We start from the raw sequence: 25007 nt of genomic DNA on the forward strand, positions 1-25007 counted from the left end.
GGGGGTCCGGCGGCCGACACCCGACACGGGGTGCGGGGTGTCGGCCGCCGGCCGTCGGGGTCAGCCGGTCGGGCCGGTGCCGGAGCCGCCTCGGCGGGCGGCGCGGCGCCGTTCGTGGTGCTGCCGGCGGTCGCCGCCGGCGGGCTGCGCGGTGTCCGATGAAGCGGTGCCGGGCCCGGCGGTGTCGGGTCCGGCCGTGTCCGAGGCGGGCTCGGGTGCCGATGCAGCCGGTACCGCCTGCGGCGCCGGGGCGCCGGCCGGCCGGTCCAGCAGCTCGGCCAGGTGACGGATGGTCGGCCGGTCGAACATCTCGACCACCGAGAGCTCCTGCCCGAAGTCCTCGGCGATCCGCCGCTGGACCCGGACCAGGTGGATGGAGTTGGCGCCGGCCTCGAAGAAGTTGGTGTCGACGCCGACCTCCGCCCCGTCCATCACCTCCCGCCACAGCTCGGTGAGCCGCTCCATCGCGCCGAGCGCGCTCGGCCCGTGCGCCGCCGCTCGCGCCACCGGTGAAGCCGGGGCCGCCGCGAGGGCGGGGGCGACGGGGACGGCGGAGACGACGGCGGGGGCGGGCACCGCGGCGCCCAGCCGGGCGAGCGCCGCCCGGTCGACCTTGCCGTTGGCGGACAGCGGCAGCGCCTCGACCGCCCGCACCCGCTGCGGAACCATGTAGCCGGGCAGCCGCTCGGCGAGCGCGTCGCGCAGCGCGGCCGTCCAGTCGGTGCCGGAGCCGGGCTCCTCGGCGGACGCGTTCAGCGGTCGGCCGCCGACGAGCGTGTGCAGCACGCGCTGGCCCTCCTCCAGCCGCAGCGCCTCGCGCAGCGGATCCGGGAAGACGTCGCCGATCGGGCAGAGCGCCACCGCGCAGTCGGCGGCGCGGTGGCGCAGCAGCTGCGCCATCGCCCCGGCCTCCAACAGGCAGAAGCGGTCGGCGAGTTCGCCGTACACCGGGGCGATCGCGGCGGTCCGGGAGACCAGGAAGACGGCGAAGCCGGCCTGGTCGAGCAGCGGCCCGTTGGCCTCGCTGTAGAGCGCCCGGTCCAGCGCCCGGGCCGAGCCCGGTGCTCCGTCGAGGGCGACCAGCGCCGGCCCGGCCGGGTCGACGTAGTAGGTGCCGGCCGGCAGGCCCGCCACCCTGCCGGGGGCGACGGCCAGGTAGGTCTGCACCGGGTACAGGCCGCCGGCCGAGCCGTAGGCGTACCGGGGCACGCCGTCCTCGTCCTGGCGGGCGAGCACGGTCAGCAGCGCGTGCAGGTCGGCCAGCCGCACGGGGGCGTCGGCGAACCCGGTGGCGGCGCCGCGCAGGGCGGCGGCCCGGCGCAGGTCCAGGGTGTCGGTCGGCAGGGCGAAGGGCAGGACCTCACGGCCCGCCAGGTCGGCGCGGCGGCCGGGCTGGCGCAGGCGCGCCTCCAGCCGGCGGACCCGCTCGGCGTCCAGGGCCGGGGCCGCCGCGGGAGCGGGGGCGGCGGGCTGCGGCCGGGCGGCCTCGCGGACCACGAAGGCCGCGAGCCGGGCGCCGAGCCCGTTGCCCTCGACCAGCGCCGCCGCCTCCCGGACGCCGTCCATCCGGACCAGCGCCGATTCGATCTCGCCCAGCTCGATGCGCATGCCGCGCACCTTGACCTGGCAGTCCTCCCGGCCGAGGAACTCCAGCTCACCGTCGGGCAGCAGCCTGGCCAGGTCGCCGGTGCGGTACAGGCGCTCCCCGGTGACCGGGTGGGTCGGGAACGCCCGGGCGGTGAGCTCGGGGGCGTTGCGGTACCCGACGGCCAGGCCCACGCCGGTGATGAACAGGGCGCCAGCGACGCCGACCGGGCGCGGCCGGAAGGCCTCGTCCAGGACGACCATGCCCTGGTTCCGCATCGGCCGCCCGTACGGGATGCTCGGGCGGCCCGGCTCGACCGCGCCGATCGGGTGCAGCACGGACCAGATCGACGCCTCGGTGGCGCCGCCCAGGCTGATCACCTCGGCCTTGGGCGACAGCGCGCGGACGTGGTCGGGCATGCCGACGGGGATCCAGTCGCCGCTGAGCATGACCAGGCGCAGCGACTCCAGGTCGGCGGCCGGGTTGCCGCCGGCGTACGCGAGCAGCATCTCCATCAGCGCGGGGACGGAGTTCCAGACGGTGACGCCGTGCTCGGCGACCAGCCGGGACCAGCGCGCGGGGTCGCGCTCCTCCCCGGGCCCGACCAGCACCAGCGCGGCGCCGGCGGCGAGGGTGCCGAACAGGTCGTAGACCGAGAGGTCGAAGCCGAGCGAGGAGAGGCCGAGGACGCGGTCGGCGGGGCCGACCCGGAACCGGTCGTTGACGTCCACCACGGTGTTGAGCGCGCCGCGGTGGTCGATCATCACGCCCTTGGGGTCACCGGTGGAGCCCGAGGTGTAGATGACGTACGCGAGGTCCGCCGGGGTGGTGGGCGCCGGGGCCGGCTCGGCGTCGGCCGGGGCGGCCAGCGCCTGTTCGAAGCCCAGCAGGGTGACCCCGGCCGGCACCGCGCCGGCCGCGTCCCAGGACTCCCGGGCGAGCAGCGCGGTGGCGCCGGCGTGTTCGAGCGAGCGGGCGACGCGGGCGGCCGGCAGTCCGGCGTCCAGCGGCAGGTAGGCGCCGCCGGCCCGGATCACGCCGATCGCGGCCGCGACCTGCTCCCAGCCCCGGTCGGCGCGCACGCCGACCAGGTCGCCGGGGCCGACGCCGGCCCCGCGCAGCGCGTGGGCCACGGCGGCGGAGGCGCGCTCCAGCTCGCCGTAGGTCACGGTGCCGGTGGCGGAGACCACGGCGGTCCGCTCGGGGGCGGTGCGCGCCTGGGCGAGGAACGGCTCGTGCAGCAGACCGTCGGGCCGCGGGCCGTCCGTGGCGTTGAGCGCGCGGTAGGCCTCGGCGTGGGCGGCGGGCAGGGCGGCCAGGTACGGGTCCGTCCAGGCGTCGGGCCGCTCGGCGAGGGCGGTGAGCAGGCCGGTGTAGGCCTCGAACATCGCGTCGAGCAGGTCCTCGGGGAAGAGCTCCTCGACGGCGTCCCAGGTCAGCCGCAGCCGGCCCTCGTCCTCGGAGATCTGGTGGTCCAGCCAGACCTGGGGGGTCTGGGTGATGGTGTGGGCGACCTTGGCGCCGAGCTCCCGCAGCACCCGGCTGCCGCCGACCTCGCCGGCGCCGAGCTCGCTGGTGAAGACGACCGGCATGGCGGCGTCGGCCACCCCGCGTCGGCGGGCCAGGTCGCCGCCGACCCGCACGCCGCTGACCAGCTGGTGGTCCAGGTCCTCCCAGAGCCGGTCCTGGAGCCGGCGGGCCCGCTCGGCGAAGGAGCCGGCGGTCGCGCCGTCCACCTCGAAGAGGCTGAGCGCGGTGAAGTCGCCGACCATGGCGGCCAGGTCGGGGTGGTCGCCGACGCGGTTGAACAGGGTCAGGTTGAGGGTGAAGCGGTCGGCCGCCGCCCAGGTGCCGAGCACGGTGGCGTAGGCGGCCAGGGCGAGCGCCGAGGGTGTGACCCGGCCGGCGGCGGCCCGGCTCTTCAGCCGCTCCCACAGCTCGGCGGGCAGGTGCGCCTCGCGGCGGTGGAACCTGGTCTGCGTCAGCTCCTCGGGACGCCGCGCCAGCGGCAGCGCGGGGGCGGGCGGCAGGGTCTCCAGGCGGCCGTGCCAGTAGTCGAGGTCGCGCTGCAGCGCGGGGCCCTCGCGGCGGGTCCGCTCGGCCAGCACGTAGTCGCGGAACGAGAGCTCCATCGGGCGCGGGTCGAGCGAGCCCTGGTAGATCGCCAGCAGCTCGCGCAGCAGGATCTGCACGCTGCCGCCGTCGGCGATCAGGGTGTCGATGCTCAGGTGCAGCCGGGCGTCGGTGCCCTCGGTCCGGCTGGCGTGCAGCTCGAACAGCGGCCAGGTGTCGGCGGGCAGCACCTGGTGCGACATCCGGGCGCGGGTCCCGGCGAGGGCGGCGGCCCGCTCGGGCTCCGGCAGCCCGCGCAGGTCCTCGACGGCCAGCTGGTACGCGGGCACCTCGGGCAGGATGCGCTGGGTGCCGTCCTCGGCGAAGACCAGGCGCAGCGCGTCGTGCCGCCGCACCAGGGCCTGCCAGGCGTCCTGGAGGCGCAGCGGGTCGACGTCGGCGACGTCCACTTCGAGGTAGAGGTGGCAGGCGACGTCGCCGCCGACGGCGCCGCTGCGGCCGATCCAGTACGCGCGCTGCACGTCCGTCAGCGGGAAGGGCTCGTGGCGGTGGGCCGGGTCGGGCAGCAGCTCGACCGGTTGGGCGGGCGCCGCGGTGGCCCCGTCGGCGCCCAGCGCGTCCACGGCCCGGGCGAGGGCGGCGACGGTCGGCGAGTCGAACAGGGTGCGCAGCGGCAGCTGGACGTCCAGGTCGCGGCGGATCCCGGCGACCATCCGGGCGGCCAGCAGGGAGTGGCCGCCGAGCTCGAAGAAGTCCTCCTCGGTGCCGACCTCGTCGAGCGTCAGGGCCTCGCGCCAGATCGCGGCGATCCGCTCCTCGGTCGGCGTGGCGGGCGCGGTGCGGTCGCGGCCGGCGGCGGGGACGGTCTCGGGGGCGGGCAGCGCCGCGCGGTCGACCTTGCCGTTGCTCGTGAGCGGCAGCGCGTCGAGCGGGATGAACCGGGACGGGATCAGGAAGCCCGGCAGCTGCCCGGCCAGGGCGGCCCGCAGCTCGGCCGGGGCGGGCGGCGCGGCCGGGTCCTCGGGCACCAGGTAGGCGGCCAGCGCGGCCCGGGCGGTGCCCAGGCCGTAGGCGGTGACCACGCACTGGCGGATGCCGGGCAGCGCGGTGAGCGCGGCCTCGACCTCGCCGGTCTCGATCCGGAAGCCGCGGATCTTGACCTGGTGGTCGTTGCGCGAGAGGTACTGGAGGCGGCCGTCGGGCAGGGTGCGGACGAGGTCGCCGGTGCGGTACAGCCGGGCGGCGGGGTCGGCCGAGCCCGGGCCGGCTGACTCGGAGCCGGCCGGCCCGGGGCTTGCCGAGGCGGGGTCGGTCGCCTCGGGGTCGGCGACGAAGCGTTCGTCGGTGAGCCGGGGCAGCCCGAGGTAGCCGGCCGTCACCCCGGCGCCGCCGATCAGGAGTTCGCCCGGCACGCCGACGGGCACCCGCCGCCCGTACGGGTCGAGGACGCGCACGGTGGTGCCGGCGATCGGGCCGCCGATGGTGACCAGACCCTCGGCCGGGTCGACCTCGGCGGTGGTGGACCAGACGGTCGTCTCGGTCGGCCCGTACATGTTGCGGATCGGGCCGCCGAGGTGCTCGGCCAGCCGGCGCACCAGCTCGGCGTCGAGGGCCTCGCCGCCGAGCAGCAGCTGCCGCAGGCCGCGCAGGGCCTGCGGGTCGGCCTCGTCGAGCAGGGTGCGGGCCCGCGAGGGGGTGCACTGCAGGTGGGTGACGCCGTGGGCGCGCACCAGCGCCGTCAGCTCGGTGTCGGCCGCGACCGCGAGGGCGGCCGGGGCGGGGGCCGGTGCGGCGGCCGCGGTGCGGCGCAGCTCGGCCAGCCGGGGCAGGGCGGCCAGCGCGACGTCGGTGTCGACGCCGAAGTCGACCAGGCAGCCGATCTCGTCCACGCCGGCCGCGGCCAGCCGGTGCACCAGCGGCAGGCACTCCTCGGCGGTGCCGATCAGCGAGCCGTGGCCCAGGTAGCGGGCGCAGGCGTGGTCGAGCAGGGCCTCCTGGTCCTCCGCGGTGAAGTCGCTGCTGCGCACGTCCATGCCGAGGCCGCGGGCCAGGTTCTCGATCAGGCCGACCGAGCTGCGCAGGTAGTCGCGGAACGGCTGCCAGGCGTGCGCCCGGACGTCGGCGGCGTCCGCGCCGACGTAGCTGTGCAGCATCAGGGTCACGTGCGGCTCGCCCGGGTGGCCGGCCTCGTGCCAGGCCTCCCGGTAGAGGGCGATCTTCTCGCCGAGTTCCTCGACGCTCTGGCCCAGCAGGTGGGTCAGCAGCCGGGCGCCGACCCGGCCGGCCGTCCGGCAGGTCTCGGGGTTGCCCGAGGAGGTGAGCCAGTACGGCAGCTCGGCCTGGACGGGGCGGGGCAGCACCTGGACGTCGACGGTGCGGCCGCCGGGCCCCTCGAAGGGGAGCCGCTCGCCGCGCCACAGCCGGCGCACCTGCTCGATCCCGCTGACGGTGAGCGCCTGGCGGTCCTGGTAGGCGTCCTTGGCGAGGACGAAGTCGTCCGCGTGCCAGCCCGAGGCGAAGGAGAGCCCGACCCGCCCGCCGGACAGGTTGTCGACGACCGACCACTCCTCGGCGACCCGGACGGGGTGGTGCAGCGGCAGCACCACGCTGCCGGCCCGGATCCCGATCCGCTGGGTGGCCTGGGCGATCGCGGCGGCCAGCACCGAGGGGGCCGGGAACGGCCCGCCGAAGGCGTGGAAGTGCCGCTCGGGCAGCCAGACGGCGGAGAAGCCGTTGGTGTCGGCGAAGCGGGCGCCGTCCAGCAGCAGCCGGTACTGGTCGGGGCCGGGCTCGGCGCCGGCGGTGTCGCTGGCGAAGTAGAAGAGGCTGAACTCGGGGACGGCCGGGGCGTCCTGAGAGGCCGCTGCGGCCGGGGCGGGGGCCGCCGTGCCGGGGTCGGGGTTGACCACGACGCGGTGGCCCCGGCTGAGCGTCCAGAGCAGTTCCAGGACGGAGATGTCGAAGGAGACGCTGGTGACGGCCAGCCAGGTGGCGGGCTCCCCGTCGTCCGCCAGCACGCGGTCCATCGCCGCCAGGAAGGCGGTGAGGTTGCGGCGCAGCACGACGACGCCCTTGGGGCGGCCGGTCGAGCCGGAGGTGTGGATGACGTACGCGGGGGCGTCCGGATCCACGGGTGCGGCTGTGGGCGCGGGTCCGGCGGACTCGGCCGGGGCGTCGAGGTCGAGCAGCGGGGCGCCGGCGGGCGCGGAGTCCCGGGTCGCGGCGTGCACCACGACCACGGCGGGCTCGGCGTCCTCGACCACGTGGCGCAGCCGGGCCGCCGGGTAGTCCGGGTCGAGCGGCAGGTAGGCGGCGCCGGCCCGGAGCACGGCGAGCATGGCGGCGGGCAGGTCGGTGCCGCGGCGCAGGCACAGGCCGACCCGGTCGCCGGGGCGCACCCCGGCGGCCTGGAGGCGGGCGAGCAACTCGTCGACCCGGGCGTCCAGTCGGGCGAAGGTGAGGGCCAGCTCCGGGCGGCCGCCGGGCAGCACGGCCTCGGCGTCCGGGCGGGTGCGCACGGCCTCGGCGAAGGCCGTCACGACGTCCGGCGCGTCCGCGGGCAGCGCCGGGCCGTCGCCGGCCGAGGCCAGCAGGGCCTGCTCGACGGGGGTGAGCGCGAGCAGTTCGGAGAGCCGCAGTCCGGGGTCGGCGGCGCCGCGGGCCAGCACCCGCTGAAGGGCCTCGGTCAGCGTGCGCACGGTGTCGTCGTCGAACAGGTCGCCGCTGAACTCGCAGACGCCTGCCGTGAGTTCGCCGTCACGGGCGAGTTCCAGGCTCAGGTCGGTGCGACACAGGCCGTTGTCCAGCTCGACCAGCTCGACCGTGACGCCGGGCAGGGCGATGTCGGGGGCGGGGACGTTGCGGTAGCCGAACTGCACCTGGTAGAGCGGGGCGTGGCTGAGGTCGCGGTCCGGGCGCAGCTCGCGGACCAGGCGCTCGAAGGGCACCTGGGCGTGGGCCAGCGCGCCGAGCGAGGTCTCCCGCACCCGGCCGAGCAGTTCGCCGAAGGTCGGGTCGCCGGAGAGGTCCGAGCGCAGCACCAGGCTGTTCACGAACATGCCGACGAGCCCGGCGAGTTCGGGACGGTCGCGGCCCGCGGTGGGCACGCCGACCACGACGTCCTGCTGGCCGGAGTGGCGCATCAGGACGGCTTGCCAGGCGGCCAGCGTGACCATGAACGGGGTGGCCCGGGCCGCCCGGGCCGCGCCCTCCACGGCCTCGGTGGTGGCGGCGTCCAGGGTGAAGTGCACCCGGCCGCCCCGGTGGCCGGGCACGGCCGGCCGGGGCCGGTCGGTGGTCAGCTCCAGGACGTGCGGGGCGCCCTCCAGCCGCTCGCGCCAGTAGCCGAGCGGCTCGGCCAGCGCGGTGTCGGTGAGTTCGCGGCGCTGCCACTGCGCCCAGTCGGCGTACTGCACGGCGAGCGGCTCAGGGGCCGGGCCGCCCTCGCGGAAGGCCCGGTAGCGGGCGCAGAGCTCCTCCACGAGCACCGCGCGGGACCAGGCGTCGCCGACCAGGTGGTGGTTGACCACGACCAGCAGGGCGCGCTCGGGCGCGGAGCGGATCAGCAGGGCGCGCAGCAGCGGTCCGTGCTCCAGGTCGAACGGCAGGGCCGCCTCCCGCTCGGCCAGCGCGCGCTCCTCGGCCTCGCTCCAGCCGGCCTCGCCGCCGGCCGGCTCGACCACCCGCAGCACCGGGGCGGTGCGCTCCAGCACCCGCTGCACCGGGCCGTCCTGGCCGGCGGCGATGACGGTGCGCAGCGCCTCGTGCCGCTCCACCAGGCCGTCCAGCGCGGCCTCCAGCGCGGCGACGTCCAGCGGGCCGCTCAGGCGCAGGCCCACGTACTCGTTGAACACCCCGAGCCCGGGGGTGAGCTGCTCCAGGAACCAGAGCCGTTCCTGGCCGAAGGACAGCGGCGCCGGCAGCGCCGGGTCGCGCGGCGGCACGGCGGGGGCGGTGGCGGTGGCGGCGGGGCCGGCCGTGGCGGCCGGGGTGGTGCCTGCGCGGCCCCGGGCGCGCGCCTCGAAGGCGGCGCGCTGCTCGGGGGTGAGCCGGGCGAGGCGGTCCTCGCGGCGGCCTGCGGGGTTGGTCACTGGTTCTCCAGGTCGGCGAGGATGCGGTCTTCGATCTCGGTGGCGAGGTCGGCGACGCGGCCGCCCTCGAAGAAGACCCGGGCGGGGACGTCGACCTCGAACTCGGCCCGCAGCCGGGCCGCGATCTGGGCGGCCAGCAGCGAGTGCCCGCCGAGCTCCAGGAAGTCGTCGTCCACCCCGACCCGGTCGAGGCCGAGCAGTTCGGCGTAGATCTCGGCCAGACGCTCCTCGGTCGGGGTGGCCGGGGCGGTGTACGGCGTGGCGAGCTCGGGGCGGGGCAGGGCCGCCGTCCGGGGGGCCTCGGCGGCCGGGGCGGCGGAGGTGCGCAGCGTGCCGTCCGCGATCGCGGCGTCGGCCCGGGCCACCACGGCCCGTCCGGGCGGGCCCTCCAGCAGGGCGGCGAAGGCGCGGGCGCCCTGCTCGGGGGTGAGCGCGCCGGCCAGCATGTCGGCCTGGAAGGCCCGCAGGGCCTCGGGGACCTCGGCCCGGCTGGCCATGCCGACGCCGGCCCACATGTCCCAGTCGACCGCCACCGCGTGGCGCTCGCCGCGCGCGGCCTCGGCCTCCGCGACGGCGGCGAGGTAGGCGTTGGCGGCCGCGTAGTCGGCCTGGCCGTAGGTCGGGATCAGGGTGGCGAGCGAGGAGCAGAGCACCAGCACCTCGGCCTCCCCGGGCCGCAGTGCGGCGAGCAGGTGGCGCAGGCCGGCGGTCTTCGGGGCGAGGACCGTGCGCATGCTGTCGTCGGAGCGCAGCTCGATGGAGCCGCCGCCGGACACGCCGGCCGCGTGGACGACGCCGTCGATCCGGCCGAAGGCCGAACGGGCCTGTTCCAGCGCCCGGTCCAGCGATTCGGCGTCGGTGACGTCGGCCTGGACGGCCAGCACCTCGGCGCCGCTCTCGCGCACTGCGGCGAGCGCGGCCTCGTCGGCGGCGCGGCGGCCGAGCAGGACGAGCCGGGCGGCGCCGGCCCGGGCCAGGGCCCGGGCGAGGGTCAGGCCGATCCCGCCGAGGCCGCCGGTGAGCAGCCAGGTGCTGCCGGCCCGCACCCGGGCCGGGGCGGTCGGGACGGGGCGCTCGGCGGGCTCGACCACGCGGGTGAGCAGAGCGCCCTCGCGCAGGGCGAGCAGCCGGGCCGGGCCGGTGAGCACGGCGCGCACCACCGCGTCGGCGGCGGCCTCGTCGAGCGCGGCGCCGACGGCGAGGTCGACCTGGGTGCAGCGCAGGTTGCGGTACTCCTCGCCGAGCACCTGGACCGGGCCGCTGAGCAGGGCCGCGGCGGGCCGGGGCTGCTCGCCGGGGGCGGCCGGGAAGGCCCCGGCGGTCACGACGCCGAGCCGGACCTCGTTCAGCACGCTCTCGGCGGACATCGCCCGGGCGAGGTGGACCAGGCCGAAGTAGCCGGCGGTCTCGTCCGGCGTCTCGTCCAGGCCCCAGGCGTACAGGACGGCGGTGGGCGTGCGGACCAGGCCGCGCAGGTCGGCCAGCAGCTTCGCGTACTGGGCCGGGTCGGCGGGGTCGAGCTCGTAGACGCCGCGGCGCACCCGGCGGTAGGCCGGGCCGGGCCGGACGGTGGTGACGATCTGGCCGCGCGCGGTCAGCAGCTCGACCAGGGGCTGGGCGGCGGCGGCCCGGTCCAGCAGGACCAGCCAGGTCTGGCGGCGGCCGGCCAGCGGGTCGTCCCCGGCGCTCTCGCCGAGCGGGCGCCAGTCGACGGTCGCGTGGACGGCGTCCAGGTCCGCGGCGGGCAGCGCGGTGGCGGGCGCCCGGCCGGGGACGGCGGGCTCGATCCAGTGCGGGAGCCGCTCGAAGGGGTAGCCGGGCAGGTCGGCGGGGCGGGCGTCGGCGTCGACGGGCTCCCAGTCGACGGCGGCGCCGTGCGCCCACAGGCTGCCGAGCGCGAGGACGGCGCTGCCGGGCTCGTCCTCGGCGCCGCGCCGCCCGCGGGTGGGCAGCGGCGGCAGGGCGAGCCGCGGCCCGGCGGTGCCCTCGGCGGCCGCGCGGGCCAGGTCGGTCAGCACGCTGCCGGGGCCGGTCTCCACCAGCACCATCCGCTCGTCGAGCGCCGCCAGGCGGGTGAGCCCGTCGTGGAAGCGCACCGGGGCGAGCATCTGGCGCACCCAGTAGCCGGGGTCGGTGGCCTGCTCGGGGGTGATCCAGTCGCCGGTGAGGTTGGACAGGAACGGCACGGTGGGCTCGTGCAGCGTGACCTTGGCGAGCTCGGCCGCGAACTGCTCGGCGGCGGGCGCGCACAGGGCGCTGTGGAACGCCCGCTCCACCGGCAGGCGCAGGGCGCGCAGGCCCCGCTCGCCCAGCTCGGCGGCGGCCCGCTCGACGGCCTCGGCGCTGCCGGACAGCACCGAGGCGCCCGGTCCGTTGACGGCGGCGAGGTCCAGGCCGTGCGCGGCGGCGAGGTCGGCCGCGGCCGCCTCGTCCAGCGGGACGGCCAGCATCGCGCCGGGCGCGGTCTGCTCCATCAGCCGGCCGCGGGCGGCGACCAGGGCGAGCGCCTCGGGCAGGTCGAGGACGCCGGAGAGCAGCGCCGCGGTGTACTCGCCGAGGCTGTGGCCCAGCAGCGCCGCCGGGCGCACGCCCCAGTGCCGCCACAGCGCGGCCGTGGCGTGGCCGACCGCCAGCACGGCGGGCTGGGTGACGGAGCTGCGGCGCAGCAGGTCGGCGTCGCCGCCGCGCAGCAGCTCGACCAGGTCGAGGCCCAGGTGCGGGCGCAGCAGGTCGGCGGCCTCGTCCAGGGCGGCCCGGAAGACCGGGTGCGCCCGGTGCAGGCCCAGGGCCATGCCCGGGTACTGCGCGCCCTGGCCGGGCAGCAGGAAGGCGACGGGGGCGGCGCCCTGCCCGGCGCGGGCCCGGACCGACTCCCGGCGGCCGGCGCCGCGCAGCGCGGCCACGGCGGCGGCGGTGTCGTCCGCGACCACGACGCGGCGCTGGACCAGCTGGCGGCGGCCGGTGCGCAGGGTGCGGGCGACGTCGGCCAGCGGGCGGTCCGGGTGGACGGCGAGGTCGTCGGCGAGCCGTTCGGCGGCGGCGTCCAGCGCGGCGGCGGTGCGGGCCGACAGCGGCAGGGCGACGGGGACGGCGTCCGGTGCGGCGGCCTCGCGCGGGGCCGGCTCGGGGGCCTGCTCAAGGATCACGTGCGCGTTGGTGCCGCCGATGCCGAAGGCGCTGACGGCGGCCCGGCGCGGGCCGTCGGCGACCGGCCAGTCGGTGAGGCCGGCCGGGACGAAGAACGGGCTGTCGGCGAGGCCGAGTTCGGGGTTGACGGCTTCGGCGTGCAGGCTCGCCGGGATGCGGCCGCCGCGCACCGTCAGGATGGCCTTGATCAGGCCGGTGACGCCGGCGGCGGTGTCCAGGTGGCCGAGGTTGGACTTGACCGAGCCCAGGCCGCACCAGCCGGTGGCGGACCTGTCGTCGGCGTCCTGCTCGGCGCGGAAGGCGGCGGTGAGCGCCTCGACCTCGATCGGGTCGCCGATCGGGGTGCCGGTGCCGTGCGCCTCGACGTAGCCGATGCTGTCCGGGGCGACGCCCGCGACGGACAGCGCCTCGCGGATCACGGCGGTCTGGCCGGCGACCCCCGGGGCGGTGTAACCCGCCTTGTTCGCGCCGTCGTTGTTGACGGCCGAGCCGAGGATGACGGCGTGCACCCGGTCGCCGTCGGCGAGCGCGTCGGCGAGGCGCTTGAGCACCACGACGCCCGCGCCGTTGCCGAAGACCGTGCCGGCCGCCTCGGCGCCGAAGGGCCGGCAGTGCCCGTCCGGGGACTCGATGCCGCCGGGCACCGGCAGGTAGCCGGAGCGGTGCGGCACGGTGACGGTGACGCCGCCGGCGAGCGCGAGGTCGCACTCCTCGGACAGCAGGCTCTGCACCGCGAGGTGCACCGCGACCAGCGAGGTCGAGCAGGCGGTCTGCACGCTGACCGCCGGGCCGCGCAGGTTGAGCTTGTACGCGGCGCGGGGGGCCAGCTGGTCGGGCTGGTTGCCCTGGAAGAGCATCGGCACGCCGAGGGAGTCCCGCAGGTCGGTGCGCGGCAGCAGGTTGTGGATCAGGTAGGTGCTCAGCAGCGACCCGGCGTAGACCGCGATCGGCCCGCGCGCCCGGTCGGGGTCGCAGCCGGCGTCCTCCAGCGCCTCCCAGGCGCATTCGAGGAAGATCCGCTGCTGCGGGTCGATGACCGAGGCCTCCAGCGCGTTGTAGCCGAACAGCTGGGAGTCGAAGCCGGCGACATCCGCCAGCACGCCCTTGGCGGCCACGTACCCGGGCTTGCCGGCCTCGCCGTCCGGCACCCCGGCGGCCCGCAGCTCCTCGGGGCCGAACCGGCTGATCGCCTCGGTGCCGGAGGCCAGCAGCTCCCACAGCGCGTCGACGGAATCGGCTCCGGGGAAGCGGCCCGAGAGGCCGACGACGGCGACCCGGCCGTCGGTCTCGGCCTCGTCGGGAATGACCGGCTGTGCGTTCAAGGTGTTCTCCGTGGGTGAGGTGGGCTCCGCGCGCGGCGGGGCGGGCAGGACCGGGTACGCGGCCGGGGCTCAGACCGCCATGGGGTTCAGGGCCGCCGTGCGGCTCAGACCGCCATGAGGTAGCGCTGGAAACGGGGCATCAGGAACTCCAGGGCCCGGACCTCGACGGGCGTCAGCTCCGGGTGCCAGACGTCCCAGAGCAGGACGGCGCGCTGCTGGGTGCCCTTGTTCCAGGCCTCGTGGATGAAGCTGTCGTCGAAGAGGATCACCTTGCCCTCCTCCCAGCCCCGCTCGTCGTCGCCGACCTTGATGGCGCAGCCGGGCGGCACGATCAGCGGCAGGTGCGCGGTCAGCAGCAGGTTCACGCCGCCGGTGTGCGGGGTGATGTGCACGCCGGGGTTGAGGATGGTGAACATGCCGTCGCGCGGCCCGTGCGGGCTCGCCGAGACGGCGGCGTGGGTCTCGGGGCAGCGCTCCAGGACCTCGTCGCGCCAGCTGCCGTTGCGGTACAGCTGGTAGGTGTCCCAGCCCTGCCAGCCGAGCTCCTTGGTGTACAGGTCCTCGTACGGGGCGAAGCGGGCCTGCTCGGCGCGCAGCTCCAGGAACTCGGCCTTGATCCGGTCGTACGTCTCCTCCATCCGGGCCACCCAGGGCAGTTCGGCGGTGTCGTGCCAGGGCAGGGCGCTGATCCCGGGGAAGAACAGCCGGGTCGGCTCCTGGTCGTCGTGCAGGTACTCCGGGGCCTGCTCGCCGGTGACGATGCGCAGGCACTCCTCGACCCGCTCCAGCCCCTCGGTGCCGAGGATGCCGTGCAGCTCCGTCATCACGCCCTGAACGTCCATGTCAGTCCCTCCCTGTCGGTGCGGTCCGGGTCGTCGGCCCGGCCGGTGTGTGCTGGTCGGCGGCCGGGCCCTCGGCCCGGTCCCGGGCCTCGCGGCGGGCCCTGGCGCGGGCCCGGACGGCGCTCTGGCGGCGTTCGCCGCGCGGCTCGGCGGTCTCGGCGGCGGCTCGGCCGTCCGGGGCGGCGCCCTCGGTGAGGCCGGCCGCGAACTCGGCGATGGTGGGCCGCCCGAAGACGTCCACCAGCCGGACCGGCCGCTCCAGGCGGCGGGCCAGCTCCAGCTGGAGCCGGGCGGCCAGCAGCGAGTCGCCGCCGGCCTCGAAGAAGTTGGTGTGCCGGCCGACCGGGCCGCCGCCCAGCAACTGGCGCCAGGCGTCGGCGACGAGCTGCTCGACCCCGGCCAGCGGGGCGGCGTCGGCGGGCCGGGCGGCGGCCCCGGGCAGCGGCAGCCGGGCCCGGTCCCGCTTGTTGGTGCGCGTCCTGGGCAGCGCGTCCAGCAGCAGCACGGTGTCCGGCACGACCGCCGCCGGGAGCCGCTCGGCCAGGTGCGCCCGCAGCTCGGCGCCGGTGACCCCGGGCGCCGCGACCGCGTAGCCGACCAGTCGGCGGGCCCCGCCCTGGCCGTGCGCGGCGGCGGCCGCTTCGCGGACCCCGGGGTGCAGCTCCAGCAGCGCCTCGATCTCCTCCAGCTCGATCCGGTTGCCGCGGATCTTCAGCTGGCTGCCGATCCGGCCGACGAACGCCAGCTCGCCGTCCGGGAGGCGGCGGCCCAGGTCCCCGGTGCGGTACAGCCGGCCCCCGGCCTGCCAGGGGTCGGCGACGTACGCCCGGGCGCTCTCCTCGGGCCTGCGGTGGTACGAGCCGGCCAGGAAGTCGCTGCGCAGGTGGATCTCGCCGACCACGCCGACCGGGCAGAGCCGGCCCCGGCGGTCCAGGACCACCGCCTCGCGGCCCGGGATCGGGCTGCCGATCGGTACCCCGGCCGGGAACTCCTCGCCCGGCGCCAGCTCGCGGTGCGTCGCCAGCACGCACTCGGTGGGCCCGTAGAGGTTGTGCAGCCGCGGCCGGTCGGGACGGTGCGCCCAGGCGGCGGCCAGGGCCACCGGGAGCACCTCGCCGGCCATCAGCACGTGGGCGAGGTCCGGCAGGTGCGATCCGGTGGCGTCCAGCGCCTCGGTGACCAGTTGGAAGAAGGCCGGGACGGTCTGGATCTGGGTGATCCGCTCGGCCCGCAGCCACCCGGCCACCGCGAGCGGGTCGCGGCGCAGCCCCTGCGGCGGCAGGCAGAGCACCGCGCCCGAGCAGAGCGCGGCGAACACCTCGGTGTACGCGGCGTCGTAGGTGAACGGGGCCCACTGGGCGATCCGGCTGTCCGACCGGATGCCGAAGTGCTCGCGCTGCCAGTGGGCGAACTGGGCGAGCGCCGCGTGCGGCAGGGCGATGCCCTTGGGCGTGCCGGTGGAGCCGGAGGTGTAGACCAGGCAGAGCGGGTCGCCGGGGCCGGCGGGTGAGGCGGCCGGGGCGGGGCCCGCGGGCTCGTCGGCGGCCGGCACCCGCGGGTCGACGGCCTCGACCGGGATACCGGCGAAGTGCCCGACGCCTTCCCGCAGTTCGGGGTGCAGGGCGAGCGTGCTCCCGGCGGCCAGCAGGCACACCGGTTCGGCGTCGGCCAGCAGCGCGGTCAGGCGGGCGTCCGGGTCGGCCGGGTCGAGCACCGCGAAGGCGGCCCCGGTCTTGGCGACGCCGAGGATCGCGGCGCTCTGCACCGGGCCGGCGGGCAGCAGCACCGAGACGAACCGGCCGGGGGCGGCGCCGCGCTCCAGCAGCCGGGACGCGATCCGGTCGCTCCAGACGTCGAGCTGCCGGTAGCCGACCGTCACGCCCTCGGCCCGGATCGCGGGGGCGTCCGGGCGGGCGGTGGCCCGGGCCCGGAACAGCTCGGACACCGAGACGGCGTGCCCGGCGCGCGCCTCGCCCGCGGGGCGGGCCGGGCGCGGGGCGGGCAGAGCGGGGTCGGTGAGCTCGACGGCGTCGAGGGGGGCCTGCGGCGAGGCCAGGGCGGCCCGCAGCAGGACGTGGAAGTGCCGGGCGAAGCGGTCCGCGAACTGCGGGCCGAAGCGGTCCGTGGCGTACTCCAGGGCGCCGGCGATCCGGTCGGCGCGCTCGTCCAGGGCCAGGGTCAGGTCGTACTTGGCCGCCCCGGTGGGGACCTGGCGCAGCACGCCGGCGGCCGCGCCCAGCCGGACGTCGGCCGGCGGCGCGTCCTGGAACACCAGCGAGGCCTGGACCAGGGTCGGGCGGCCCGGGTCGCGGGGCAGGCCGAGGCCGGCCACCAGCCGGTCGAAGGCGACCAGCGGACGGCCGAGGTCGCCCGCCAGCGCCCGCCCGGTGCGGGCGGCGAGCTCGGCGAAGGACGGCGCCCCGGCCAGGTCCACGCGCACCGGCAGGGTGTTGGCCAACGAGCCGACCAGCGACTCCAGTTCGGGCCGGTCGCGGTTGGCGACGGGCACGCCCACCAGCACGTCGTCGCTGCCCGCGTAGCGGCCCAGCAGCGCCGCGTACACGGCGAGCAGCAGGGTGAAGGGCGTGGTGCGCAGCCGGGCGGCGCCCTCGCGCAGCGCGGCCGTCAGCTCCGGGGCGAGCGCCACCGGCAGGGTCTCGCCGGCTCCCGTCGGCCGCGCCCGGGTCGGTGCGTCGGCGGGCAGGTCGAGCACGCCGGGGTGCCCGTCGAGCCGCTTCAGCCAGTACTCCAGGTGTTCCTGGCGCAGCCTCAGGCCCGCCTCGTCGGCGCAGTCGGCCGCGTAGCCGGCGAAGTTCAGGTCGAGCGCGGGCGGCGGCTCGGCCAGCCCGAGGCGGGCGGCGTACAGCGCGGCCAGCTCGCGCACGGCCACGCCGATCGACCAGCCGTCGACCGCGAGGTGGTGCGCGGTGCACAGCAGCACCGAGCGCTCGGGGCCGGTGCGCACCAGGGTGAGCCGCAGCGGCGGCTCACCGGCCAGGTCGAAGGGGCGCACCGCCTCCGCCCGGGCCAGCTCGGGCACCTCCTCGGGCGCCGCGTCCAGGACGGCCAGGGCCGGTGCGGCGGGCGGCGCGAGGACCAGCACCGGGCCGTCCTCGCGCAGCTCGCAGCGGGCGGCCAGCACCGGGTGCCGGGCGGTCAGGTCGCCGAGTGCCCCGGTCAGAGCCGCCTCGTCCACCGGGCCGGTCAGGTCGAGCGCGGCCGGCAGGTGGTAGGCGGGCGAGTCGGGGGCCAGGCGGTGCAGCAGCCACAACTGGCGCTGCTGGTCGGTCATCGGGACGGCGTCCGGGGCCGGCCCGGCCGTCCGGACGGCGGGCGCCGGGGCGGCGGGCCGCACCCGCGCCAGGGCGGCGGGGGTGGGGTCGGTGTAGAACTCGGCGAGCGAGGGCGCGGCGCCGAAGCGGGCCCGGACCCGGCCGAGCAGCCGGGTCGCGGCGATGGAGTTGCCGCCGGCGGCGAAGAAGTCGTCGGTGGTGCCGACCCGCTCGGGCGGCAGGCCCAGGACCTCCGCCCAGAGCGCGACGGCGGCCCGCTCGGCCTCGGTGACCGGTGCGCTGCGCCGGGCGGCGGTGAGCTCCCCGGCGCGCAGCAGCAGCGCCGGCCGGTCCACCTTGCCGCTGGTGTTGAGCGGCAGCGCGGGCAGCGGGGCGATCACCCCGGGGACGGCGGCGGCGGGCAGCCGCTCGCGCAGGTGGCGGCGCAGGCGGTCGGGCAGCCCGTCGTCCCCGGTGCGGGCGGTGACGAAGGCGACCAGCCGGGGCCCGGCGGGCTGCCCCCGGTCCACGACCACCGCCGCCTGGCGGACCTCGGGGTGGGCGGCGAGCAGGGACTCCACCTCGCCGACCTCGATGCGGTGGCCGAGGATCTTCACCTGCTGGTCGGCCCGGCCGAGCACGACGATCCGGCCGTCCGGCAGGTGGCGGGCCAGGTCGCCGGTACGGTAGACGGTGCCGCCGGCCGGGTCGACCGGGTCGGCCACGAAGGCGGCGGCGGTCAGCTCCGGGCGGTTGCGGTACCCGGCGCTGACGCCGGCCCCGCCGATCACCAGCTCGCCGACGGCCCCGCGCGGCACCGGCCGCAGCCGCCGGTCCAGGACGTAGCAGACGGTGCCGGCCACCGGGCGCCCCACCGTGACGCCCTCGCCGGGCAGCACCCGCCCGACGGTGGACCAGATGGTCGTCTCGGTCGGCCCGTACAGGTTCCACAGCCCGGCGCAGCGAGCCAGCAGCCGATCCGCGAGGTCGGCGTCCAGCGCCTCGCCGCCGCACAGCGCCCGCAGTCCGGGCCGGCCCGCCCAGCCGCCGTCCAGCAGCCCGCGCCAGAGCGAGGGGGTGGCCTGCATGACGGTGGCGCCGCTGCGCTCCAGCAGCGCGCCCAGCGCCTCGGCGTCGCGGACGCTCTCGCGCGGGGCGACCACGACCCGGCCGCCGGCCAGCAGCGGGGCGAACAGCTCCAGGACGGAGATGTCGAAGGTGATCGAGGTGACGGCGAGCAGGGTGTCGTCGGCCCGCAGGCCCGGCTCGGCGCGGACCACGCTGTGCAGCAGGTTGGCGACGCAGCCGTGCGGCACCGCCACGCCCTTGGGCAGCCCGGTGGAGCCCGAGGTGTACATCAGGTACGCGAGGTCCTCGGGGCCGGCGCCGGGCAGCGGCTGCCCGGTCCCGGCGTCCGGGCCCTCGTCGAGCAGCGCGGCCGGGTCGGCGGCGGGCAGCCCCTCGGCGGGGTCGCCGATCAGCAGGCGGGCGCCGCTGTCGGCGAGCACGTGCTCGGCCCGCGCGGCGGGCATGGCCTCGTCCAGCGGGACCAGCACGGCCCCGGCCCGCCAGATGCCGACGATCAGCGGCACCAGCTGCGCGCCGCGCTCGACGCGCAGGGCCACCCGGTCGCCCGGCGCCACGCCGTGCCGGGCCACCAGCCGGCGGGCGACCAGGTCGGCGGCCGCGTCGGCCGCGGCCCGGTTGAACGCGCGGCCGGGTGACTCGACGGCCGGTGCGGCGCCGTCCTGCCGGGCGAGTTCGCGCAGCGCCTCGGGCACGGTGGCCCAGGCGCGCTCGGCGTCGGGCGCCCGGTTGAAGTCCACCAGGACGCGCCGGCGCCGGCCTTCGGAGAGCACCGGAAGCTCGGCCAGCGGCCGGTCCGGGTCGGCCGCGGCGGCCTCCAGCAGGCACAGCAGCGAGTCCGCGAAGTCGGCCGCCGTCGCGGGGGCGAGCAGCGCCGTGCGGTACTCCAGCGTCGCGTCCAGCGCGCCGGAGGGGCGCGGGCGCAGGAAGAAGGTCAGGTCGTACTTGGCCGTGCCGCTGTGCGAGGGCGCCGGGGCGGTGGTGACGCCGGGCAGCTCCAGGGTGGTGGTGGGGCCGCTGTGGAAGGAGTACATCAGCTGGAACAGCGGCGTGCGCCCGCCCGCGGCCCGGCCCAGCCGCTCCAGGACCAGGTCGAAGGGGGTGTCGCGGTGGCGCAGGTCGGCCTTCAGGTGCCGGCGGGTGCGGGCCAGGGCCTGCCGGAAGCTCGGCTCGCCGCCGAGGTCGCTGCGGTGGGCGACGAGGTTGAGCAGCGGTCCGACCACGCCGGCCAGCGCGGTGCGGCCGCGGGTCGCCACCGGCATGCCGACCACCAGGTCGTCCTGGCCCGTCCAGCGGGCGGCGGTGGCGCAGAAGGCGGTGAGCAGCACGGTGGACAGGCTGGCCAGTTCGCCCCGGCCGAAGGCGCTGAGCCGGGCGGCCAGGTCGGCGGGGACGGTGAAGTGGTGCAGCGCGCCGGCCGCCGGGTCGCCGCCGGGGCCGACGTCGGACGGCAGGTCGGCGGTGGGCAGTTCGCCGCCCAGCCGGGTCTGCCAGTGGTCGATTCCGCCGGCGTGGCTGGTGTCGCTGTCGTCGCCGCGCTGCCAGGCGGCGAAGTCGCCGAAGTCGGGTCCGGCGGCCGGTTCCTGGGCCGGGTCCGGGTCCGGGGCCTCGCCGCCGAGTTCGGCGGCGTAGCAGGCGGCCAGCGACTCCAGGAAGACGCCGAAGCCCCAGGCGTCGACCACGATGTGGTGGGCGGTGAACAGCAGCAGCGAGCGGTCCCCGCCCAGCAGGAACAGCTGGGTGCGCATCAGCGGGGGCCGGGCCAGGTCGAAGGGCACGGCCACGGCGCGGGCGGTGAGCTCGGCGAGCCGGTCCGCGCGCTCGCCCTCGGGGACGCCGGTCAGGTCGACGGTCTCGACGGCGGGGCGGACCCGGTCGGCGAACAGCTGCCACGGCTCGCCCGCCCCGTCGGCGGTGACGGCGCAGCGCACCACCTCGTGCCGCCGGGCGACGGCGGCCAGCGCCCGTTCCAGGGCGGCCACGTCCAGCGGGCCGCTGACGTGGAAGGCGGCGCTCTCGTTGTGCAGGGCGGTGCCGGGCAGCACCTGCTCGGCCCGCCAGATGGACCGCTGGGCGTAGGACAGCGGCGCGCGGGCGCGGTCGCCGCGCAGCGGCAGGGAGGTGTCGCGGCTCATCGGCGGCCGCCCTCCGGCGAGGCGTCCGCGCGGCCGGCGGCGACGGCCGCGGCCAGCCCGGCGACGGTCGGGTCGCCGACGTACACCCGCAGCGGCACCTCGACGCCGAAGCGGGTGCGCAGCCCGTCCAGCAGGCGGGCGATGCCCAGCGAGTCCCCGCCGAGCAGGGCGAAGTCGTCGTGCCGGCCGACGGCGGGCACGTGCAGCAGCTCGCGCCACAGCTCGGCGATGCCGGCCTCCAGGCCGTCCAGCGGCTGTTCGCCGGTGCGCCCGGCCAGGGCGGCGGCCGGGCTGGGCAGCGCCCGCCGGTCGGCCTTGCCGCTGAGGGTGCGCGGGATCGCGGCGAGCCGCAGGTACAGGGCGGGGCGGGCGGGGGCGGGCAGGCCCTCGGCGGCGTGCGCGCGCAGTTCCTCGTCGGTGGCGCCGTCGGCGACCAGGTAGGCGCAGAGCACCGGTTCGCCGTCGGCCTCCTCGACCAGGGCGGCGCAGACGTCCGCCACCGCGGGGTGGCGGCGCAGCAGGTCCTCGATCTCGCCGAGTTCGACCCGGGCGCCGTTCACCTTGACCTGCTGGTCGCGGCGGCCCAGGACCTCCAGGGTGCCGTCGGCGCCGAGGCGGCCGAGGTCGCCGGTGCGGTACCGGTCCGGTGCGGCGAAGCCGCCGGCCGCGTCGCCCAGGTAGCCGCGCAGCGGGAACGGGGTGCGGATCTCGATCTCGCCGATCGCGTCCACCACCGGGCGTCCGCCGAACAGCACCGCGATCTCGACCCCGGGCATCGGCCGGCCGGCCGGGACGGTCTCGGCCTCGGCGTCCTCGGCGGTGAGCCGGCGGAAGACCTTGGTCATGGTGGTCTCGGACGGCCCGTAGAGGTTGACCAGTTCCTTGCCGTCCCCGAACAGGGCCCGCCACCAGGCGATGTCGGCGGGGCGGACCGGCTCCCCGGCCATCAGCACGCTGCGCAGCCGCGGCAGGGAGTCGGCGGCCAGCCCGGCGGCGCGCAGGGTGCGGAACACGGTGGGCACGCAGTGCAGCAGGTCGACCTGCTGCTCGGTCAGCCAGCGGGCCAGGGCCGCGCCGACGGGGATGGCGCCGGGCGCCGGGAGCACGGCGGTGCCGCCGGCGCACAGCGGGACGAGGGCGTCGCGCAGGAAGGCGTCGAAGCCGGGGGAGGTGAGCATGGAGATCCGGGTGCCCGGGGCGATGCCGAACTCGGCGATCTCCCAGTCCAGGAAGTGCGCGACCGCCTCGAAGCTGCCCCGGATGCCCTTGGGGCGGCCGGTGGTGCCCGAGGTGAAGTAGACGTAGCCGGCGTCGGGGCCGCTGATGCCGGTCCAGTCGTCGGCCGCCCAGGGCAGCGGGGTGATCGACTCGGCGGCGAGCAGCGGCAGTTCGCCCTGTCCGGCGACGGCCAGGTGCTGCCCGGCGACGGTCAGGCCCGGCCCGGCGGCGGCCAGCGCGGAGCGGCCGGCGGCGTCGGCGAGCACGGTGCCCGGCCGGAGGTCCTCCAGCAGGGCCGTCCAGCGGGCGGCGGGCTGGCGGGTGTCCACCGGGGCGAACGGGCGGCCGGTGGCGGCGCAGGCGAGGATCGCCGCGACCACCGGGACGGGGTCCGCGCAGGCAACCAGGACCGGGCCGGTGCCGGTGGCGAGGCGGTCGCGCAGGCCGGCGGCCAGCCCGGCCAGGTCCTGGTGGCTCCAGACCCGCTCGGCGGTGGCGAGGGCGGGGGCGGCGGCTCGGCGCTCGACCTGGTCGGCCCAGCGGTCGAGGATGCTCGTGTGGCTCACAACTCTCCGTTCATGATCCGGTGGGCCACGACCGTCAGCGGGTCGAGGGAGGGCAGGGCCTCGCTCAGACCGGCGTCCTCGATCGCCCTGGTGACCAGGTGCAGCTCGGTGCAGGCGGCGACGAAGGCCCGCACGCCGTAGCGGGGCAGGGTCTCGCGCAGGAAGTCGATGGTGCGGGCCGGGTCCTCGCCGCGCTTGAGGCGGTGGATCTCCCGGTGCAGCGCCTCCTGGTCCGGCGGGCGCAGCGCCACCAGCTGCCGGGCGGCCCGGGCCCCGGCGGCGCCCGAGGTGAGGATGCCGGCCCGGGCGGTGCCGGAGGAGCAGAGCAGCAGGTGCGGTTCGCCGGCCGCGGCCAGTTCCTCGTGCACCACGTCGACCAGCGAGACGCAGCGCGCCGCGAGGTCGGCCGGCAGGTCGCCGAGCACGTGGTGGGCGGTGATGCAGGCGATCACCACGCGTTCCGCGCCGGCGGCCAGCAGGCCGCGCAGCGAGGACTCCACGGCGCGGCGCAGCTCGTCGAGTTCGCCGCTGCCGATGGCCTCGGTGCGGTCCACCACGGCCGGGTCGGACCAGAGCAGCACCCGGGGGGTGTCCTGCTCGGGGTGGAGCCGGCAGGCCCGGTAGACGGTGCGCAGCAGTTCGACGGAGGCCAGCGGGCCCATGCCGCCGACCACCCCGACCAGCGGGTGGCGCGGGCGGGTGCCGGGGCCGGCGATCGGCCCGGCGGCTGTGGCGGTCATCCCAGGCACGGCAGATCGAACTCCTCGACGAAGAGGGCGAAGGTCGCGACGAGCATCAGGTAGTCGGTGTCCAGGTGGGCGTGCACCTGCTGGCCGTCGCCGCGCTGACGTTGCGTCAGGGCGGCGATGGTGTCCGGGTCGAAGTAGCCCTGGCGGCGGACGGTCGCGGGGGAGACCAGCTCCTCGAACCAGTCGGCGCCGGTGCTCAGCAGGTGGCTGCTGGTCTGGCCGCGGAAGCCGTACTTCTGCCGGCTGAGCACCTCGCCGGGCACCAGCCCCTCGGCCGCCCGGCGCAGCACGGCCTTCTCCCGGCCGTGGGCGAGCATCAACTCCGGTGGCAGCGTGGTGGCGTGGTCGACCACCGCGTTCGCCAGGAAGGGGAAGCGCAGCTCGACGCCGTTGGCCAGGGCCATCCGGTCGCCGTGGTCGCCGAGCAGGTGGTCGGCGAGCCGCAGGTGGTAGTCGAGGTAGGAGCGCTGGTGCAGCGGGTGGCGCCCGGCCAGCCGCCCGGGGTCGACCAGGCGCTGGTTGGTGACGGAGAACTCGTCCAGCCCGTAAGCCAGGTCCTCGGCGTACAGCTCGCGGCGGAACTCCTGGGCGGGCAGCTGGTCCTGCTCGTAGCCGAGGTCGACGCCCCACATCCGTTCGCGGATCTCGCGCTCCAGCCGGGCGTCCAGGCCGGTGAGCCGGCTGCCGCCGAGCCCGGTGGCGTCGAAGCGGTAGCCGGGGTAGCCGCCGAACAGCTCGTCGGCGCCCTCGCCGCTGAGCGCGCCGACCGTCCCGGCGGCGCGGACGGCCTCGGACAGCGCCAGCGAGCAGACGTTGTACGACTCGCGCACGGGTGCCTCGGCGTGGCGCACCATCGCGGTGATCCGCTCGGCCACCTCGTGCTCGCCGACCGGGACTTCGTGGTGCTCGGTGCCCAGCTTGGCGGCGACCAGCCGCTGGTGCGGGCCCTCGTCGAAGTCGCGGCCGGGGAAGGTGACGGAGAAGCTGGGCCAGGCGTGGCCGGGCCGGGCCCGGGCCATCAGGGCGCCGATCAGGCTGGAGTCGAGGCCGCCGCTGAGGTACATGCCGATCGGCACGTCCGCGAGCAGCCGGCTGCGCACGGCCCCGTCGAGCAGTTCGGCGGTGCGGTGGGCGTACCGCTCCAGCTCCCGGTCCAGGGCCTCGGGGGCCACCGGGTCGAGGTCGGCGGCGAGCGGGAAGTCGAGGTCCCAGTACCGTTCGGTGCGCACGCCGGAGCGGTCGGCGATCAGCCGCTCGCCGGGGCGCAGGGCGCTGATGCCCTCGAACATGGTGCGCGGGCTGACCAGTCCGGGCAGCGTCAGCACCTGGTCGAGGCCGCGCAGGTCGACCCGGGCGCTGACGGCCGGGTGGCGCAGGATCGCCTTGATCTCGGAGGCGAAGATCAGCTGGCCGTCGGCGACGGTGTAGAAGAGCGGGACGATGCCGGCCCGGTCGCGGGCGAGCAGCAGCCGCTGTGCGGTCCCGTCGTGCAGCGCGAAGCCGAACTGGCCGTCCAGGTGGGCCGTCAGGTCCTCGCCGTACTCGCGGTACAGGTGGAGCAGCACCTCGGTGTCGTTCTCGGTGCGGAACCGGTGGCCGCGGCGGCTCAGCGCGGTGCGCAGCTCGCGGTGGTTGTAGATCTCGCCGTTGCAGACCGAGACCAGGGTGCCGTCCTCGGTGCGGTGCGGCTGGTTGCCGCCGGCGAGGTCGTTCAGGGCCAGCCGGCGAAAGCCCAGGCACAGGCCGTCCGTGGCGTAGTGGCCGTCGTCGTCGGGGCCGCGGTGCACCAGGCACGCCGTCATCTCCCGGACCACGGCGGCATCGGCCGGGCGACCGCCGCCCAGGACGAATACGCCGGTTATTCCGCACATTCTGTCCGCCCTCTCCCGTCGTGCGTTCGGAACTCGTCGTCGGAACTCGTC

7 protein-coding genes are annotated in these 25007 nt (G+C 77.3%); all 7 read right to left on the minus strand.

The window, feature by feature from the left end; translation table 11 throughout:
• Window positions 1–60: 60 nt before the first annotated feature.
• On the minus strand, window positions 61–8748 hold the full coding sequence (locus AB0P03_RS04020) for an amino acid adenylation domain-containing protein (RefSeq protein WP_363627755.1): 8688 nt from the start codon (window positions 8746–8748) through the stop codon (window positions 61–63).
• Window positions 8745–13217 carry an SDR family NAD(P)-dependent oxidoreductase gene (locus AB0P03_RS04025; RefSeq protein WP_363627756.1) on the minus strand — a complete coding sequence of 1491 codons (4473 nt, stop codon included), beginning with the start codon at window positions 13215–13217 and terminating at the stop codon, window positions 8745–8747. Before AB0P03_RS04025 ends, AB0P03_RS04020 begins: the two co-directional genes overlap by 4 nt.
• A gap of 104 nt (window positions 13218–13321) precedes the next feature.
• Window positions 13322–14059: an aspartyl/asparaginyl beta-hydroxylase domain-containing protein gene (locus AB0P03_RS04030; protein WP_363627757.1), complete on the minus strand. Its 738-nt coding sequence runs from the start codon at window positions 14057–14059 to the stop codon at window positions 13322–13324.
• A 1-nt stretch (window position 14060) separates the two neighbouring features.
• On the minus strand, window positions 14061–20552 hold the full coding sequence (locus tag AB0P03_RS04035; protein ID WP_363627758.1) for an amino acid adenylation domain-containing protein: 6492 nt from the start codon (window positions 20550–20552) through the stop codon (window positions 14061–14063).
• Window positions 20549–22336, minus strand: a complete 1788-nt coding sequence (locus AB0P03_RS04040) for a non-ribosomal peptide synthetase (RefSeq protein WP_363627759.1) — start codon at window positions 22334–22336, stop codon at window positions 20549–20551. Before AB0P03_RS04040 ends, AB0P03_RS04035 begins: the two co-directional genes overlap by 4 nt.
• Complete coding sequence (locus AB0P03_RS04045; RefSeq protein WP_363627760.1) at window positions 22333–23076, minus strand: aspartate/glutamate racemase family protein; 744 nt, start codon at window positions 23074–23076, stop codon at window positions 22333–22335. The genes AB0P03_RS04040 and AB0P03_RS04045 overlap by 4 nt, the downstream gene beginning before the upstream one ends.
• Entirely contained in the window at window positions 23073–24956 is a 1884-nt protein-coding gene (gene asnB, locus AB0P03_RS04050) for an asparagine synthase (glutamine-hydrolyzing) (RefSeq protein WP_363627761.1), read from the minus strand. The genes AB0P03_RS04045 and asnB overlap by 4 nt, the downstream gene beginning before the upstream one ends.
• Window positions 24957–25007 lie beyond the last annotated feature (51 nt).

The sequence above is a fragment of the Kitasatospora sp. NPDC088779 genome (assembly GCF_040685395.1).
Classification (GTDB): Bacteria; Actinomycetota; Actinomycetes; order Streptomycetales; family Streptomycetaceae; genus Kitasatospora.

Coding starts and splice junctions, on each gene's coding strand:
- AB0P03_RS04030 (WP_363627757.1), bottom strand. CDS start 14,059: ATGGACGTTCAGGGCGTGATGACGGAGCTGCACGGCATCCTCGGCACC.
- AB0P03_RS04035 (WP_363627758.1), bottom strand. CDS start 20,552: ATGAGCCGCGACACCTCCCTGCCGCTGCGCGGCGACCGCGCCCGCGCG.
- AB0P03_RS04045 (WP_363627760.1), bottom strand. CDS start 23,076: ATGACCGCCACAGCCGCCGGGCCGATCGCCGGCCCCGGCACCCGCCCG.
- asnB (WP_363627761.1), bottom strand. CDS start 24,956: ATGTGCGGAATAACCGGCGTATTCGTCCTGGGCGGCGGTCGCCCGGCC.